A 16,084-nucleotide genomic window follows, 5' to 3' on the forward strand; every position below is an offset into this window, starting at 1 on the left:
GCGTTATGGCAAGGTGGCGGCGATAAATATGAGGGAGAAACGCTATGTTGAATGCCTGGCATCTGCCGGTTGCGCCGTTTGTAAAGCAGCAGCAGGAGAGCTTACTGATCACCCTCTGGCTGGCGGGAGACGCGCTGCCGGAGCGGGTAATGCTGCGCTACGAGCTTGATAACGAAGAGACCGCGCTGCGCATGACCCGCGTGCGCGGTGCTACGCCGCCGGGCATTACGGCCTGGCGCGGAAACGTCGATCTCAGCAGCGGCCAGCCGCGCCGCCGCTACAGCTTTAAGCTGCTGTGGCCTGACCGGCAGATGTGGTTTACCCCACAGGGGCTGGCAAAATTTCCGCCCGCCAGCCTTGAGCAGTTTGCCATCGACCTGCCGGACAGCGGGCCGGAGTGGGTGGCAGATCAGGTGTTCTACCAGATCTTCCCGGACCGCTTCGCGCGCGGCAGCCAGCGCCGCCCCGAGCAGGACGCGGTCTACTATCACCACTCCGTCGGGAACGACATTGTGCGCCGTGAATGGGACGACCCTCTGACCGCCGAGGCGGGCGGGTCCACCTTCTACGGCGGCGACCTGGACGGCATCAGCGAAAAGCTCCCCTGGCTGGCAAAACTTGGCGTCACCGCCCTCTATCTCAATCCGGTTTTCGTAGCCCCGAGCGTGCATAAGTACGACACCGCCGATTACCGCCACGTCGATCCGCAACTTGGCGGCGATGCGGCGCTGCTGCGCCTGCGCGAAAACACCCGTCAGCGCGGGATGCGGCTGATCCTCGACGGCGTGTTCAACCACACCGGGGATTCCCACCCGTGGTTTGACCGTCATCAGCAGACCGGGCAGGGCGCCTGTCATCACCCTGACTCGCCGTGGCGCGACTGGTATCAGTTCTCGGAGGAGGGCAAGGCGCTGGACTGGCTCGGCTATGCCAGCCTGCCGAAGCTCGACTTTCGCTCCGCCGGGCTTAAAGCGGAAATCTACGGCGGCGAGAACAGCATCGTGCGCCACTGGCTGAAAGCGCCCTGGTCAATGGATGGCTGGCGGCTGGACGTGGTGCATATGCTGGGGGAAGAGGGCGGCGCGAAAAACAATCGCGAACACGTTGCCGCTATTCGTCAGGCAGCGAAGGCGGAAAACCCGCAGGCGTTTGTGTTCGGGGAGCATTTCGGTGATGCCCGCGCCTGGCTGCAGGCCGATGCCGAAGACGCGGCGATGAACTACCGCGGCTTTACCCTTCCGCTGTGGGGATTCCTGGCGAATACCGACATCGCTTACGACCCGCAGCAGCTCGATGCCCAAACCTGTATCGCCTGGATGGAGCAGTACCGCGCCGGGCTGTCGCACCAGCAGCAGCTGCGCATGTTCAACCAGCTCGACAGTCACGATACCGCGCGCTTTAAAACGCTGCTCGGCAAAGACGTGGCGCGTCTGCCGCTGGCGGTGGTGTGGCTGTTCAGCTGGCCCGGCGTGCCGTGCATCTACTATGGCGATGAGGTGGGACTGGACGGCAATAACGATCCGTTCTGCCGTAAACCCTATCCCTGGCGGGCGGAGCAGCAGGACCAGACCCTGCTGGCGCTGTATCAGCGCATGGCGGCCCTGCGCAAGCGCAGCCCGGCGCTGCGGCGCGGCGGCTGTTGCGTGCAGTATGCTGAAGGCGATGTGGTTATCTTTGTTCGCGTGCTGGAGGGTGAGCGGGTGCTGGTGGCTATCAACCGGGGCGAGGCTCAGCACGTGACGCTGCCGCCGTCGCCGCTGACGGACGGACGCGAATGGCAGCGGCTGGAGGGTGAAGGCGAGCTGCAGGAAGCGAACCTCGCGCTGCCCGCGATATCGGCCACGGTGTGGCGCAGCCGCTAGAGCGCTTTCTGGCGGGCCTGCTCCATCATGGTGGGGTAGAACTGCCAGAACTGTTTTTCCAGCGCGTCGTAGTGGCGGTCAAGATCGTGCCAGGAGTCGCGCAGGGCATCGAGACGTGGACGCCGGTTCGCCATGCCGTTGAGCACGTTCTGAATAAAAGCCATGTCGGCGTAGCGCTCCATCCAGCGCTCTGACCAGAGGTGATCGTTTAGATTGATGAAGCGCGGCGGCGTGTCCGGCAGATGCGGCACAATGCTGCCCTGCGCGTGGGCAATAAACGCCGCCAGCGGCTGGGACGGCGACAGCTGCGCCCAGTGGCGCGACAGGAAATGGTCCCACATCACGTCAAGGGTAATCGGGGCGACGCGGCGGGTTTCCGGGCGGAACCACTCGCGTGCCTCCTTAACCTGCGGCAGATTGTCGGTCAGGACATCAATGCGGCGGTGCATGTGGATGCCCGCGACGATATCCGCGGTAAACAGCGTGTCAGGATTGCCGCGCACGAAGTCGGCGAGCAAATTGCCGAGCAGCGAGCTTTGCGCCAGATGCGCCAGATGCAGGTGTGCGAGAAAGTTCATGCGTTAATCATATCCGTAAACAGCCTTAGGGTTGCAGCAAAAGCGCACCAGCACTAGACTAGGCCGCCTGTTTTGTCCTCACGAGTTCCAGCCATGCGCGTTTCAGATTTTGCTTTTGAGTTACCCGATTCACTTATCGCCCATTACCCGCAAGCGCAGCGTAGCGCCTGCCGATTATTGTCGCTCGATGGGCCGACAGGGCAGCTTGAACATGGCACTTTCACGGATCTGCTCGACAAACTCAACCCCGGCGATCTGCTGGTGTTCAATAATACCCGCGTGATCCCGGCGCGCCTGTTTGGCCGCAAGGTCAGCGGCGGCAAGATTGAAGTGCTGGTAGAGCGCATGCTGGACGATAAGCGTATTCTGGCACACGTTCGCGCGTCAAAAGCGCCGAAGCCGGGTGCGGAACTGCTGCTGGGCGACGACGAAAGCATCCAGGCCACCATGGTGGCGCGCCACGATGCGCTGTTCGAAATTGCCTTTAACGATGCGCGTCCGGTGCTGGATATTCTTAACGACATCGGCCATATGCCGCTGCCGCCGTACATTGAGCGCCCGGATGAAGATGCCGACCGCGAACTGTACCAGACCGTCTACAGCCAGAAACCGGGGGCCGTTGCTGCGCCTACCGCCGGGCTGCACTTTGACGAGCCGCTGCTGGAAAAGCTGCGCGAAAAAGGCATTGAGATGGCGTTCGTCACGCTGCACGTCGGGGCCGGCACCTTCCAGCCGGTGCGCGTCGACAGCATTGAAGACCACATCATGCACGCCGAATACGCCGAAGTGCCGCAGGAGGTTGTGGATGCGGTGCTGGGGGCCAAAGCGCGCGGTAACCGGGTGATCGCCGTAGGCACCACCTCAGTGCGTTCGCTGGAGAGCGCGGCCCAGGCGGCGCAGGACGCGATGATCGCGCCGTTCTTCGGCGATACCAAAATCTTTATCTATCCGGGTTATCAGTACCGCGTGATCGATGCGCTGGTCACCAATTTCCATCTGCCGGAATCAACGCTCATCATGCTGGTGTCTGCCTTTGCTGGCTATCAGCACACCATGAATGCCTACCGCGAGGCCGTCGAGGCCCAATATCGCTTTTTTAGTTACGGTGATGCGATGTTTATCACGTACAATCCGGCAGCGATAAACGAGCGCCCGGGCGCTTAATCCATTCTGCACCGCCGGAGCCATTCCGACGGCGCCTGTGCCTTAATCATCAGACTGTTTCTCTGATGTGGAGAAAATTGTGAAATTTGAATTAGATACTACCGACGGCCGCGCGCGCCGCGGTCGCCTCGTGTTTGAGCGCGGCGTGGTTGAAACCCCGGCCTTTATGCCTGTAGGGACTTACGGCACCGTGAAAGGCATGACGCCGGAAGAAGTTGAAGCCACCGGCGCGCAGATTATCCTCGGCAACACCTTCCACCTCTGGCTGCGTCCTGGTCAGGAGATCATGAAGCTGCACGGCGACCTGCACGATTTCATGCAGTGGAAAGGGCCAATCCTCACTGACTCCGGCGGCTTCCAGGTGTTCAGCCTCGGCGACATCCGCAAGATCACCGAAGCGGGCGTGCACTTCCGCAACCCGATTAACGGCGATCCGATCTTCCTCGATCCGGAAAAATCCATGGAGATTCAGTACGATCTCGGCTCCGACATCGTGATGATCTTCGATGAGTGCACGCCGTACCCGGCAGACTGGGATTACGCGAAGCGCTCGATGGAAATGTCGCTGCGCTGGGCGCAACGCAGCCGCGATCGCTTTGATTCGCTTGGCAATAAAAATGCGCTGTTCGGTATTATCCAGGGCAGTGTTTACGAAGATTTACGCGATATCTCCGTGAAAGGTCTGGTAGAGATAGGCTTTGATGGCTACGCTGTCGGCGGTCTGGCGGTTGGGGAACCGAAAGAAGACATGCACCGCATTCTCGAGCACGTCTGCCCGCAAATCCCGGCTGACAAACCGCGATACCTGATGGGTGTGGGGAAACCGGAAGATCTGGTGGAAGGGGTGCGCCGCGGTATCGATATGTTCGACTGCGTCATGCCGACCCGCAACGCGCGTAACGGCCACCTGTTTGTGACCACTGGCGTCGTAAAAATCCGCAATGCGAAATACAAAAGCGATACCGGTCCGCTCGATCCCGAGTGTGATTGCTATACGTGTCGCAATTATTCGCTCGCTTACTTGCATCATCTTGACCGTTGCAACGAAATACTGGGCGCGCGGCTCAATACCATTCACAACCTGCGTCACTATCAGCGCTTAATGGCTGGTTTACGCAAGGCTATTGAAGAAGGTAAATTAGAGCACTTCGTCACGGAGTTTTACCAACGCCAGGGTAGACCGGTTCCACCTTTGAACGTTGATTAATTTAATAATGAGGGAATTTTAATGAGCTTTTTCATTTCTGATGCGGTAGCAGCAGCTGGCGCGCCATCACAGGGCAGCCCGATGTCTCTGATCCTGATGCTGGTTGTTTTCGGTCTGATTTTCTATTTCATGATCCTGCGCCCGCAGCAAAAACGCACCAAAGAGCATAAAAAGCTGATGGACTCCATCGCGAAAGGCGATGAAGTGCTGACCAACGGCGGTCTGGTTGGACGCGTGACCAAAGTAACCGACAACGGCTACATTGCTATCGCGCTGAACGACACCACTGAAGTGGTTATCAAACGTGATTTCGTTGCTGCCGTTCTGCCGAAAGGTACGATGAAGGCGCTGTAATTCCCATTATCAAAGGCAACTGCCGTGTTAAACCGTTATCCTTTGTGGAAGTACATCATGCTGGTCGTCGTGCTAATCGTCGGCCTGCTTTACGCGCTTCCCAACCTGTATGGTGAGGATCCGGCTGTTCAAATCACTGGCGCGCGCGGTGGCGCCGCCAGTGAGCAAACGCTGAATCAGGTCCAGAACACCTTAAAAGAACAAAAAATCACCGCTAAGTCTCTGGCGCTGGAAGAAGGCGCTATTCTTGCGCGTTTCGACTCGACCGACACTCAGCTACGCGCCCGTGAAGCGCTGCTTAGCACGCTTGGCGAAGACTACGTGGTGGCACTTAACCTTGCACCGGCTACGCCGCGCTGGTTAAGCGCACTCGCTGCCGAACCGATGAAGCTGGGTCTTGACCTGCGCGGCGGCGTTCACTTCCTGATGGAAGTGGATATGGATACCGCGCTTGGCAAGCTTCAGGAACAGAACATCGACACCCTGCGCAGCGACCTGCGCGAAAAGTCCATTCCTTACACCACGGTTCGTAAAATCGACAACTACGGTGTGAACATCGTGTTCCGCGACGGCGATGCCCGTGACGCGGGTGCCTCCTGGCTGCGCAGCCGCCATCAGGATCTGGTCATCAGCAACGACGGCAGCAACGGTATTCGCGTTGTCATGTCCGATGCCCGCCTGTCCGAAGCGCGTGAATACGCGGTACAGCAGAACATCACTATTCTGCGTAACCGTGTAAACCAGCTGGGCGTTGCCGAGCCGCTGGTCCAGCGTCAGGGTGCAGACCGCATCGTGGTTGAACTGCCGGGTATTCAGGACACCGCGCGCGCCAAAGAGATTCTGGGCGCTACCGCGACGCTGGAGTTCCGTCTGGTTAACACCAATGTTGATGCCAGCGCTGCCTCTGCCGGCCGCGTACCGGGCGACTCCGAAGTGAAGAAAACCCGCGAAGGCCAGCCGGTTGTGCTGTACAAGCGCGTGATCCTCACCGGTGACCACATCACGGATTCCACGTCCAGCATGGATGAGTACAACCAGCCGCAGGTGAACATTTCACTGGACGGCGCGGGCGGTAACATCATGTCTAACTTCACCAAAGACAACATCAATAAACCGATGGCGACGCTCTTTGTGGAGTACAAGGACAGCGGGAAGAAAGATGCCAATGGCCGTTCCGTGCTGGTGAAGCAGGAAGAGGTAATCAACATCGCGAACATTCAGTCGCGTCTTGGCAACAGCTTCCGTATCACCGGTATCGATAACCCGAACGAAGCGCGTCAGCTGTCGCTGCTGCTGCGTGCGGGTGCGCTGATTGCACCGATTCAGATCGTGGAAGAGCGTACTATCGGGCCAACCCTGGGTTCTCAGAACATCCAGCAGGGTCTGGAAGCCTGCCTCGCCGGTCTGGCTGTATCCATCATCTTCATGCTCTTCTTCTACAAGAAGTTCGGCATGATCGCGACCACCGCGCTTATCGCGAACCTGGTGCTGATTGTCGGCATCATGTCGCTGCTGCCGGGGGCCACGCTCACCATGCCGGGTATTGCGGGTATCGTGTTAACCCTTGCGGTTGCGGTGGATGCGAACGTACTGATCAACGAACGTATTAAGGAAGAGCTTAAGAACGGGCGTTCAGTACAGCAGGCGATTGATGAAGGGTATAAGGGCGCGTTCAGCTCGATCTTCGATGCGAACATCACCACCCTGATTAAAGTCATCATCCTGTACGCCGTTGGTACCGGTGCGATTAAAGGGTTTGCAATCACCACCGGTATTGGCGTCGCGACGTCAATGTTCACAGCAATCGTCGGTACCCGTGCCATCGTAAACCTGCTGTACGGCGGCAAACGCGTCAAAAAGCTGTCTATCTGAGGAGTGCGTTGTGGCACAGGAATATACTGTTGAACAATTGAACCACGGCCGTAAAGTCTATGACTTTATGCGCTGGGACTACTGGGCCTTTGGCATCTCCGGTCTGCTGTTGATCGCGGCGATTGTCATCATCGGCGTGCGCGGCTTCAACTGGGGCCTCGACTTTACCGGCGGTACAGTCATTGAAATTTCGCTGGAGAAACCAGCGGATATGGATCTGATGCGTCAGTCGCTGGAGAAAGCGGGCTTTGAAGAGCCGCTGCTGCAGAACTTCGGTAGCAGCCGCGACATCATGGTGCGCATGCCGCCTGCTGAGGGCGCCACTGGCGGTCAGGCGCTGGGCAGCAAGGTGGTTAGCGTCATTAATGAAGCAACCAACCAAAATGCTGCGGTGAAACGTATTGAGTTTGTCGGCCCGAGCGTGGGTGCCGATCTGGCTACTAACGGTGCGATGGCACTGCTGGTGGCGCTGATCTCCATTCTGGTATACGTCGGTTTCCGCTTTGAGTGGCGTCTGGCGGCCGGGGTGGTTATCGCCCTGGCGCACGACGTGGTGATCACCATGGGCGTGCTGTCGCTGTTCCAGATCGAAGTCGATCTTACTATTGTCGCCTCCCTGATGTCGGTCATCGGTTACTCGCTGAACGACAGCATCGTGGTATCCGACCGTATTCGTGAAAACTTCCGCAAGATCCGCCGCGGAACGCCTTACGAAATCTTTAACGTGTCGCTGACCCAGACGCTGCAGAGGACGTTGATCACATCCGGTACCACCCTCGTGGTGATCCTGATGCTCTACCTCTTCGGTGGCGCGATGCTGCAGGGCTTCTCGCTGACCATGCTGATCGGGGTTTCCATCGGTACGGCGTCGTCTATCTACGTGGCTTCCGCACTGGCGCTGAAGCTGGGTATGAAGCGTGAGCATCTGCTGCAGCAGAAGGTTGAGAAGGAAGGGGCGGATCAGCCGTCGATTCTGCCTTAATCGCTGTTGAGCCAGTAAAAACCGTAGCCCTCCGGCTGCGGTTTTTTTTTCGCCTGGCCTCTGACTCCTGCGGCACTATTCAGTATCCAAAGGTGGGTGCTGCGGCAAGTTTCAGGCAATAAAAAAGCCGGTCAACCGACCGGCTTTTCTCTGTATGGCAACGCTATCAGAAGTTGTAACCCACAACCAGGTAGTAACCGAAACCGTTAGATTTCACGTTGAAGTTACCGTTACCAAAGTTCAGCTCGGCATCGTCATTCCACTGGCCGCCGTTATGGAAGTAACGCGCCACGGCAGAGTAGTGCCAGTGGTCGTAGTTCAGCGACAGGATGTGGCTGGAAGCGATGGAGTTGCTGGTGCGCGCGTGACGGCCATTAACATCAAGATGGTTGTCATCACCCAGATCGGAGCCCCAGTCGAAGTTGGTGAAACCGATATAGCTCAGGTTGCCGCCCCACAGCTGGGTCAGCGGCACAAAGTATTTCACCTTGAAGCGATAGCCGTCCCACTCGTTCTCATTGGACGCGCCGTAGTTCTGCCACTGGTATTTGGCGTATACGTTCATCGACAGGCTCATCGGCAGACCGGTTTCAATATCGGTACCCAGACCCATATACCAGGTGCTCTGGCGGTTAGCCTGGTTGCGACCCATGTCGTAGATGTAGTTGTTGGCGAAGTACCACTCTTTGAACGGCCCAAACGCCAGGCTGGTGCCGGTCAGCTTGTCGATAGAGAAACGTGGTTCGATCTCCATAAACAGCGGGGAGCCATGATCCCAGATACCACGTGAGGTGGAGTCGCCACCGAAGAATTTCGGCGCATCAATGTAGCCGTAGAAATCGAACCAGTCCTTTTTGGCAAACGCTTCATATTCCAGATAGGTATCGTTGCGCAGCTGCGGTCCAAAACGGGTGTCGGCACTGGCCACCACGTTGACGCTCTGGTGCCACCAGTCAGAAACGTAGTCGTTGTTTTTAGTATCCGCTGCGCTGGCAGAGAACGATCCGGAGAGAGCCAGCGCTGCGCCGGCGGCTAAGACGATTTTTTTCATATTTATGCCACTGATTAGAAATCCCAAAAGGGAATAAGGAACCTGAGTGCAACCACAACCGCTACAGTTGTTTGACGCGCGACTATTATAGAAATCCTTGCTCACAAAAATATGTGTTGTTTCACATTCTTCTTACGCACGTAATCGATTGCGTTCACGTTTGCGTACATTGAACGGCACGGATTGTACGGAGATTGACGCGTAACGCAAGTCTCAGTCGAGATCGTCCGCTTATGACGCGTTCGGAAAGGGATGTGTCGAAGGGTCAGAAAAGATGAAAAAGCGTGTCCAGACGGGCGGCGCGGGAACGCCCCCCGGTATTATTACTGCGCCAGCGGCTGGATGTCGTGAATACGCACGAAGCCCAGCTGATCGGGCGTGATATTTGGCATAGAGAGTGGCAACAGGACGTCGCTCGGTGCCAGGGTGCTGGCCGGGGCGCTGACCAGGGTGTTCTGCACGTTCACTTCCTGGAAATTTTCCGTGGTGCCCTGGATCTGGCCCCACTCCACCGTGGCGGTGAACGCCGGTAACGGCTCGTTAGACTCACCGCTGATCTTCAGATTAGCCCGGGTACCGTTGCCGTCGGCTGCGATATCCTGCAGCGACATGCGCAGCATGCCGATCTGGCTGTTGAGGCGCGCCGGAGTTTTCGCGCCGGGCAGCAGGTAAACGCCAGACGTAGAGCGCTTGTTCAGGGCGTTCTGCTGCGTCAGCTTCACGGTCTGCTCGGTAAGTTTCGTCATCTCGTGATTGAGGGTTTTCACCTCATTATGCATCTGGCGGACTTCGCTTTGCTGTGCGCAGGCGGTGAGCGACAGCAGGCTGCCGACCATCAAGAGTTTCACGTAACGTTTTGCCATTATCGGTTTCCTTCATTTATCAGGCTATTAACAGAGTAGACCGCGGTTAAACGAGGTGGATAGATCCTTTGTCTCAAAACGCTTCGTCTTTGTCGTCCCGCCACTTCGGGTTACACTAGACATCAGTTTATCTCTTCTTCAGGACGCGCTATGCATTGCCCATTCTGTTTCGCTGTAGACACGAAAGTGATTGATTCCCGTCTGGTTGGTGAAGGTTCGTCGGTCAGACGCCGTCGCCAGTGCCTGGTCTGCAACGAGCGCTTTACCACATTCGAAGTGGCGGAGCTGGTAATGCCGCGCGTCGTAAAAAGCAACGATGTGCGCGAGCCGTTTAATGAAGACAAGCTGCGCAGCGGGATGCTGAAAGCGCTGGAGAAACGCCCCGTGAGCGCCGACGATGTCGAAATGGCGCTCAACCACATCAAATCCCACCTGCGCGCCACCGGCGAGCGGGAGATCCCCAGCAAAATGATTGGCAACCTGGTGATGGAGCAGCTTAAAAAGCTCGATAAGGTCGCCTATATCCGTTTCGCTTCCGTTTATCGCAGCTTCGAAGATATTCGCGAATTTGGCGAGGAGATCGCGAGGTTGCAGGACTGATGGCGATGCACGACGAAGTCTATATGGCGCGGGCGCTGCGCCTGGCCGGGCAGGGCATATTCACCACTCATCCTAATCCGCGCGTTGGCTGCGTCATTGTGCGCGACGGCGAGATAGTCGGGGAGGGCTTCCACTATCGCGCCGGTGAACCCCATGCCGAAGTACATGCCCTGCGCATGGCGGGCGAAAAAGCCCGTGGTGCCACGGCTTACGTCACGCTGGAACCCTGCAGCCATCATGGCCGCACGCCGCCCTGCTGCGACGCGTTGATTGACGCGGGGGTCGCGCGCGTGGTTGCTGCGATGCAGGACCCAAATCCGCAGGTCGCCGGGCGCGGGCTTTACCGTCTGCAGCAGGCGGGCATTGAGGTCAGCCACGGCGTGATGATGAATGACGCCGAAGCGCTGAACCGCGGCTTCCTCAAGCGCATGCGCACCGGTTTTCCGTGGATCCAGTTGAAAATGGGGGCTTCGCTTGACGGGCGCACCGCGATGGCGAGCGGCGAGAGCCAGTGGATCACCTCTCCGGCGTCACGTCGTGATGTTCAGCGTCTACGCGCGCAAAGTCACGCTATCCTTACCAGCAGTACCACCGTACTGGCAGACGATCCGGCGCTTACCGTGCGCTGGAACGAGCTGGGCGAAGAGACGCAGCAGCGTTATCCCGAGCGCGAACTGCGCCAGCCGCTGCGCATCGTTATTGACAGCAAGCATCGCGTTACGCCGGCTCACCGCATCGTTAACCAGCCGGGTGAAACCTGGCTTGCACGCCCCCACGCTGACCAGCAGGTCTGGCCGGACGGGGTAGAGCAGTTTGTCGTGCCCGAGCATAACGGCCAGCTGGATCTGGTGCTGATGATGATGCAGCTTGGCAAACGTCAGATAAACAGCCTGTGGGTTGAGGCGGGTGCAACGCTTGCGGGTGCACTGCTGCAGGCTGGGCTGGTGGATGAGCTTATTGTCTACGTCGCGCCGAAACTGCTCGGCGATGACGCCCGCGGCCTGTTCCGCCTGCCGGGCCTTGAGCGCCTGGCGGACGCGCCGGCATTGAAATTCAGCGAGATACGCCAGGTTGGTCCTGACCTCTGTCTCCATTTGACGCACGCCTGATACCAGGCAGTAAAACGTAAGCAGCGTCATTAAGTTTGTGGTAAAATCCGCCCCCCTGTATGTGGGGGCCAGAACCCCATTAAGGAAAAGTATGAACATTATTGAAGCCAACGTTGCCGCTCCGGACGCTCGCGTCGCCATCACCATCGCGCGTTTTAACAACTTCATCAACGACAGCCTGCTGGAAGGTGCTATCGATGCGCTCAAGCGTATCGGCCAGGTTAAAGATGAAAATATCACCGTGGTGTGGGTGCCAGGCGCTTACGAGCTGCCGCTGGCTGCGGAAGCGCTGGCGAAAACCGACAAGTACGACGCGGTCATCGCGCTCGGCACGGTGATCCGTGGCGGTACTGCGCACTTTGAATATGTCGCCGGTGGGGCCAGCAATGGTCTGGCAGGCGTTGCCCAGACAACCGGTATTCCGGTTGCGTTTGGCGTCCTGACCACCGAAAGCATCGAACAAGCCATCGAACGCGCTGGCACCAAAGCCGGTAACAAAGGTGCAGAAGCTGCACTGACCGCGCTTGAAATGATCAATGTATTGAAAGCCATCAAGGCCTGATTTTTGTAAGGGGAAATCCGTGAAACCTGCTGCTCGTCGCCGTGCCCGCGAGTGTGCCGTCCAGGCACTCTACTCCTGGCAGTTATCCAAAAACGACATCGCTGATGTTGAATATCAGTTCCTGGCGGAACAGGACGTCAGCGATGTTGACGTTAACTACTTCCGTGAACTGCTGACCGGAGTGGCGACTAACAGCGCATATCTCGACGGCCTGATGGCGCCGTACCTGTCGCGCCAGCTGGAAGAGCTGGGCCAGGTCGAGAGAGCGGTGCTGCGCATTTCGCTGTTCGAACTCTCCCGCCGTGACGATGTGCCGTACAAAGTGGCCATCAACGAAGGCATTGAGCTGGCGAAAACGTTCGGCGCAGAAGACAGCCATAAGTTCGTCAACGGCGTGCTCGACAAAGCCGCTCCGCAGATCCGCCCCCACAAAAAATAATCTCCAGGCCGGTTACGCCGGCCTTCTTCTTTACTCCTGCTGAGGCATTACGCGTATGGCATGCGGTGAGTTTTCTCTGATAGGCCGTTACTTTGACCGTGTCAGAACCTCGCGGCGCGATGTGGAAACCGGAATCGGTGATGACTGTGCATTACTGACCGTGCCGGACAAGCAGGTGCTCGCCATCAGCACCGATACCCTGGTGAGCGGCACCCATTTCTTACCGGATATCTCTCCCCGCGATCTTGGCTACAAAGCACTCGCAGTTAACGTCAGCGATCTGGCGGCGATGGGCGCCGATCCGGCGTGGCTGACGCTGGCATTAACGCTGCCCGAGGTGGATGAAGCCTGGCTGGAAGCGTTCAGCGACAGCCTGTTTGAGCAACTTAACTATTACGATATGCAGCTGATTGGCGGCGACACCACCCGTGGTCCGCTGTCGATGACGCTGGGTATTCACGGCTTCGTTCCGGCCGGACGGGCGCTGAAGCGCTCTGGCGCGAAGCCGGGCGACTGGATTTACGTCACCGGTACGCCCGGGGACAGTGCCGCCGGGCTGGCGATCCTGCAGCAGCGGTTGACAGTGGCCGACAGCAAGCAGTCGGCGTACCTGGTGCAGCGTCATCTGCGCCCGACGCCGCGCGTATTGCAGGGCCAGGCGCTGCGCGATCTCGCCAGTAGCGCCATCGATCTTTCCGACGGTCTGATCTCCGATCTCGGCCATATCCTCAAGGCCAGCGGTTGCGGGGCGCGTATTGACCTGGATGCGCTGCCGTATTCCGGGGCGTTCAGCGCTAACGTCGAGCCGGAGCAGGCGCTGCGCTGGGCGCTCAGCGGCGGGGAAGATTATGAACTTTGCTTCACCGTGCCGGAGATCAACCGCGGCGCGCTGGACGTGGCGCTGGGCTATCTCGGCGTCCCCTTTACCTGCATCGGTCAGGTGATGGTGGCATCGGAAGGGCTGCGTTACACCCGTAATGGGGAACAGGTGACACTTGACTGGAAAGGCTATGACCACTTCAACGCCCCGGCGTAACAAAGACGTGGCGAAAGGCCGCCTGAACCTACGCAATCCCTGGCACCTGCTGGCGACTGGCTTCGGCAGCGGGTTAAGCCCCTGGGTGCCAGGCACTATGGGGTCGCTTGCCGCTATCCCGTTCTGGTATCTGCTGACCCTGCTGCCGTGGCAGCTCTATTCCCTGGCGATTATGCTCGGCATCAGCATTGGCGTTTACCTCTGTCATCAGACCGCCCGTGATATGGGCGTGCACGATCATGGCAGTATCGTCTGGGACGAGTTTATCGGTATGTGGATCACCCTGATGGCGGTGCCGACCAGCGACTGGCAGTGGGTCGCCGCCGGATTCGTGATTTTCCGTATTCTTGATATGTGGAAACCCTGGCCGATTCGCTGGTTCGACCGCAACGTGCATGGCGGGATGGGGATCATGGTGGACGATATTGTCGCTGGGGTGATTTCGGCGGGGATACTCTACTTCATCGGGCATCACTGGCCGATTGGCCTTATCTGAATAAAAGCGCCTCACATCGTGAGGCGTTTTTTTTGGCGCTTACGCCAGCCAGGCGAGGATTTTCGCTTCCATTCCGGCGGCATCGAGACCGATTGCGGTTCGGGCTTCATCCTGCGTACCCTGCGGAATGAAGAAGTCCGGCAGGCCGAGGTTGAGTACCGGCACCGGGCGACGATGCGCCATCAGCACTTCGTTCACGCCGCTGCCAGCACCGCCCTGAATGGCGTTCTCTTCCACGGTGACCAGCACCTCGTGACGCGCGGCCATCTCCAGGATCAGCGCTTCATCCAGCGGTTTTACAAAGCGCATATCCACCAGAGTGGCGTTCATCGACTCCGCGACCTGCTGTGCTTCCGGCATCAGCGTACCGAAGTTGAGGATCGCGATCTTTTCGCCTTCGCGCTTCACCACGCCCTTACCCAGCGGCAGCTTCTGCATCGGCGACAGCGGTACGCCCAGCGCGTTACCGCGCGGATAGCGCACTGCGCTTGGGCCGTCGTTGTAGTGATAGCCGGTGTAGAGCATCAGGCGGCACTCGTCTTCGTTGCTCGGCGTCATCACCACCATGTTCGGGATGCAGCGCAGGAAGGAGAGATCGAATGCGCCCTGATGCGTCTGACCGTCGGCACCGACGATCCCGGCGCGGTCAATGGCGAACAGCACCGGCAGGTTCTGGATCGCCACATCGTGGATCACCTGATCGTAGGCGCGCTGCAGGAACGTCGAGTAAATGGCGACCACCGGCTTATAGCCGCCGATGGCCAGACCCGCTGCAAAAGTCACCGCGTGCTGCTCGGCGATAGCGACGTCAAAATACTGCGCCGGATATTTGCGTGAAAACTCTACCATGCCGGAGCCTTCGCGCATCGCCGGGGTCACCGCCATCAGCTTATCGTCAACGGCGGCGGTTTCGCACAGCCAGTCGCCGAAGATTTTTGAGTAGCTCGGCTGACCGCCGCTGCTTTTCGGCAGCTCACCGCTCAGCGGGTCAAATTTCGGCACCGCGTGGAAGGTGATAGGATCTTTTTCTGCCGGGGCGTAGCCGCGCCCTTTTTTGGTCATGATGTGCAGGAACTGCGGGCCTTTCAGGCCGCGCATGTTTTTGAGCGTATGCACCAGACCCAGCACGTCGTGACCGTCAACCGGGCCGATATAGTTAAAGCCCAGCTCTTCAAACAGCGTGCCCGGCACCACCATGCCTTTAATGTGTTCTTCGGTACGCTTCAGCAGCTCTTTGATCGGCGGCACCCCGGAGAAGACCTTTTTGCCGCCTTCGCGCAGGGTGGAGTAGAGCTTGCCGGAGAGCAGCTGGGCGAGGTGATTGTTCAGCGCGCCGACGTTTTCAGAGATCGACATTTCGTTGTCGTTGAGTACCACCAGCATGTCGGGTTTTATATCCCCGGCGTGGTTCATGGCTTCAAACGCCATGCCCGCGGTGATAGCGCCGTCGCCGATCACGCACACGGTGCGACGATCTTTCCCCTCTTTCTCTGCCGCCACCGCAATACCGATGCCGGCGCTGATGGAAGTTGATGAGTGGCCCACGCTCAGCACGTCATATTCGCTCTCACCGCGCCACGGGAACGGGTGCAGGCCATCTTTCTGACGAATGGTGCCGATGCGATCCCGGCGTCCGGTCAGAATTTTATGCGGATAGGCCTGGTGACCAACGTCCCAGATCAGCTGATCGAACGGGGTGTTATAGACGTAGTGCAGCGCTACGGTCAGCTCGACCGTACCCAGCCCGGAGGCGAAGTGACCGCTGGAACGGCTTACGCTATCCAGCAGGTAGCGACGCAGTTCGTCGCACAGCTTTGGCAGGCTCTCTTTCGGCAGCACGCGGAGCTCCTGTGCGGAGTCAACCAGTGCCAGGGTCGGGTATTTGGTTATATCAAAACTCATCAAGAGA

At 58.5% G+C, this 16,084-nt stretch carries 16 protein-coding genes; 12 read left to right on the plus strand and 4 right to left on the minus strand.

Going from position 1 to position 16,084, the window contains the following annotated elements:
* Positions 1-44: 44 nt before the first annotated feature.
* Positions 45-1,862 carry a maltodextrin glucosidase gene (gene malZ / locus ET34_RS0117530; protein WP_031524237.1) on the plus strand — a complete coding sequence of 606 codons (1,818 nt, stop codon included), beginning with the start codon at positions 45-47 and terminating at the stop codon, positions 1,860-1,862.
* Here malZ and acpH read toward each other — a convergent pair.
* Positions 1,859-2,440: an ACP phosphodiesterase gene (gene acpH, locus ET34_RS0117535; protein ID WP_031524239.1), complete on the minus strand. Its 582-nt coding sequence runs from the start codon at positions 2,438-2,440 to the stop codon at positions 1,859-1,861. The two genes, malZ and acpH, sit on opposite strands and share 4 nt — an antisense overlap.
* Positions 2,441-2,533: 93 nt before the next feature.
* Between acpH and queA the strand changes: the two genes are divergently transcribed.
* The 5 genes from queA to secF all read left to right on the plus strand — a co-directional run bounded on the left by queA (position 2,534) and on the right by secF (position 8,019).
* Positions 2,534-3,604: a tRNA preQ1(34) S-adenosylmethionine ribosyltransferase-isomerase QueA gene (gene queA, locus ET34_RS0117540; protein WP_031524241.1), complete on the plus strand. Its 1,071-nt coding sequence runs from the start codon at positions 2,534-2,536 to the stop codon at positions 3,602-3,604.
* Between the two features lie 79 nt (positions 3,605-3,683).
* Positions 3,684-4,811, plus strand: a complete 1,128-nt coding sequence (gene tgt / locus ET34_RS0117545; protein ID WP_031524243.1) for a tRNA guanosine(34) transglycosylase Tgt — start codon at positions 3,684-3,686, stop codon at positions 4,809-4,811.
* Positions 4,812-4,832: 21 nt separating this feature from the next.
* Positions 4,833-5,165, plus strand: a complete 333-nt coding sequence (yajC, locus tag ET34_RS0117550; protein WP_024550835.1) for a preprotein translocase subunit YajC — start codon at positions 4,833-4,835, stop codon at positions 5,163-5,165.
* A 24-nt stretch (positions 5,166-5,189) separates the two neighbouring features.
* Positions 5,190-7,037, plus strand: a complete 1,848-nt coding sequence (secD, locus tag ET34_RS0117555; protein WP_072002061.1) for a protein translocase subunit SecD — start codon at positions 5,190-5,192, stop codon at positions 7,035-7,037.
* Positions 7,038-7,047: 10 nt separating this feature from the next.
* Positions 7,048-8,019, plus strand: coding sequence for a protein translocase subunit SecF (secF, locus tag ET34_RS0117560; RefSeq protein ID WP_031524247.1), 972 nt, complete (start codon positions 7,048-7,050; stop codon positions 8,017-8,019).
* A 166-nt stretch (positions 8,020-8,185) separates the two neighbouring features.
* Here the strand turns inward: secF and ET34_RS0117565 are convergent, their stop codons facing one another.
* Entirely contained in the window at positions 8,186-9,070 is an 885-nt protein-coding gene (locus ET34_RS0117565; protein ID WP_031524249.1) for a nucleoside-specific channel-forming protein Tsx, read from the minus strand.
* A 323-nt stretch (positions 9,071-9,393) separates the two neighbouring features.
* Complete coding sequence (locus ET34_RS0117570; RefSeq protein WP_031524251.1) at positions 9,394-9,933, minus strand: SadB/YajI family lipoprotein; 540 nt, start codon at positions 9,931-9,933, stop codon at positions 9,394-9,396.
* A 150-nt stretch (positions 9,934-10,083) separates the two neighbouring features.
* Between ET34_RS0117570 and nrdR the strand changes: the two genes are divergently transcribed.
* The 6 genes from nrdR (at position 10,084) to pgpA (ending at position 14,175) form a co-directional block, all read left to right on the plus strand.
* Positions 10,084-10,533 (plus strand): transcriptional regulator NrdR, encoded by a 450-nt coding sequence (gene nrdR, locus ET34_RS0117575; protein WP_031524253.1) that lies wholly within the window; start codon positions 10,084-10,086, stop codon positions 10,531-10,533.
* 5 nt (positions 10,534-10,538) lie between these two features.
* Complete coding sequence (gene ribD, locus ET34_RS0117580) at positions 10,539-11,642, plus strand: bifunctional diaminohydroxyphosphoribosylaminopyrimidine deaminase/5-amino-6-(5-phosphoribosylamino)uracil reductase RibD (RefSeq protein WP_031524255.1); 1,104 nt, start codon at positions 10,539-10,541, stop codon at positions 11,640-11,642.
* A 91-nt stretch (positions 11,643-11,733) separates the two neighbouring features.
* Positions 11,734-12,204, plus strand: coding sequence for a 6,7-dimethyl-8-ribityllumazine synthase (ribH, locus tag ET34_RS0117585; RefSeq protein ID WP_031524257.1), 471 nt, complete (start codon positions 11,734-11,736; stop codon positions 12,202-12,204).
* Positions 12,205-12,223: 19 nt separating this feature from the next.
* Positions 12,224-12,643, plus strand: coding sequence for a transcription antitermination factor NusB (nusB, locus tag ET34_RS0117590; RefSeq protein ID WP_031524259.1), 420 nt, complete (start codon positions 12,224-12,226; stop codon positions 12,641-12,643).
* A 55-nt stretch (positions 12,644-12,698) separates the two neighbouring features.
* The gene (gene thiL / locus ET34_RS0117595; protein ID WP_031524261.1) at positions 12,699-13,679 is read left to right on the plus strand and encodes a thiamine-phosphate kinase; all 981 of its coding nucleotides are present in this window, start codon (positions 12,699-12,701) and stop codon (positions 13,677-13,679) included.
* Positions 13,654-14,175: a phosphatidylglycerophosphatase A gene (pgpA, locus tag ET34_RS0117600; RefSeq protein ID WP_031524263.1), complete on the plus strand. Its 522-nt coding sequence runs from the start codon at positions 13,654-13,656 to the stop codon at positions 14,173-14,175. Before thiL ends, pgpA begins: the two co-directional genes overlap by 26 nt.
* A gap of 39 nt (positions 14,176-14,214) precedes the next feature.
* Here the strand turns inward: pgpA and dxs are convergent, their stop codons facing one another.
* Positions 14,215-16,077: a 1-deoxy-D-xylulose-5-phosphate synthase gene (gene dxs / locus ET34_RS0117605; RefSeq protein WP_031524265.1), complete on the minus strand. Its 1,863-nt coding sequence runs from the start codon at positions 16,075-16,077 to the stop codon at positions 14,215-14,217.
* Between the last annotated feature and the right edge of the window lie 7 nt (positions 16,078-16,084).

The sequence above is a fragment of the Siccibacter colletis genome (assembly GCF_000696575.1).
Classification (GTDB): Bacteria; Pseudomonadota; Gammaproteobacteria; order Enterobacterales; family Enterobacteriaceae; genus Siccibacter; species Siccibacter colletis.

What these genes read in the sequence shown, in the direction of transcription:
- pgpA (WP_031524263.1), top strand. Translation starts at nt 13,654, where the DNA reads ATGACCACTTCAACGCCCCGGCGTAACAAAGACGTGGCGAAAGGCCGC.
- queA (WP_031524241.1), top strand. Translation starts at nt 2,534, where the DNA reads ATGCGCGTTTCAGATTTTGCTTTTGAGTTACCCGATTCACTTATCGCC.
- acpH (WP_031524239.1), bottom strand. Translation starts at nt 2,440, where the DNA reads ATGAACTTTCTCGCACACCTGCATCTGGCGCATCTGGCGCAAAGCTCG.
- yajC (WP_024550835.1), top strand. Translation starts at nt 4,833, where the DNA reads ATGAGCTTTTTCATTTCTGATGCGGTAGCAGCAGCTGGCGCGCCATCA.
- ET34_RS0117570 (WP_031524251.1), bottom strand. Translation starts at nt 9,933, where the DNA reads ATGGCAAAACGTTACGTGAAACTCTTGATGGTCGGCAGCCTGCTGTCG.
- thiL (WP_031524261.1), top strand. Translation starts at nt 12,699, where the DNA reads ATGGCATGCGGTGAGTTTTCTCTGATAGGCCGTTACTTTGACCGTGTC.
- dxs (WP_031524265.1), bottom strand. Translation starts at nt 16,077, where the DNA reads ATGAGTTTTGATATAACCAAATACCCGACCCTGGCACTGGTTGACTCC.
- malZ (WP_031524237.1), top strand. Translation starts at nt 45, where the DNA reads ATGTTGAATGCCTGGCATCTGCCGGTTGCGCCGTTTGTAAAGCAGCAG.
- nrdR (WP_031524253.1), top strand. Translation starts at nt 10,084, where the DNA reads ATGCATTGCCCATTCTGTTTCGCTGTAGACACGAAAGTGATTGATTCC.
- ribH (WP_031524257.1), top strand. Translation starts at nt 11,734, where the DNA reads ATGAACATTATTGAAGCCAACGTTGCCGCTCCGGACGCTCGCGTCGCC.
- ribD (WP_031524255.1), top strand. Translation starts at nt 10,539, where the DNA reads ATGCACGACGAAGTCTATATGGCGCGGGCGCTGCGCCTGGCCGGGCAG.
- ET34_RS0117565 (WP_031524249.1), bottom strand. Translation starts at nt 9,070, where the DNA reads ATGAAAAAAATCGTCTTAGCCGCCGGCGCAGCGCTGGCTCTCTCCGGA.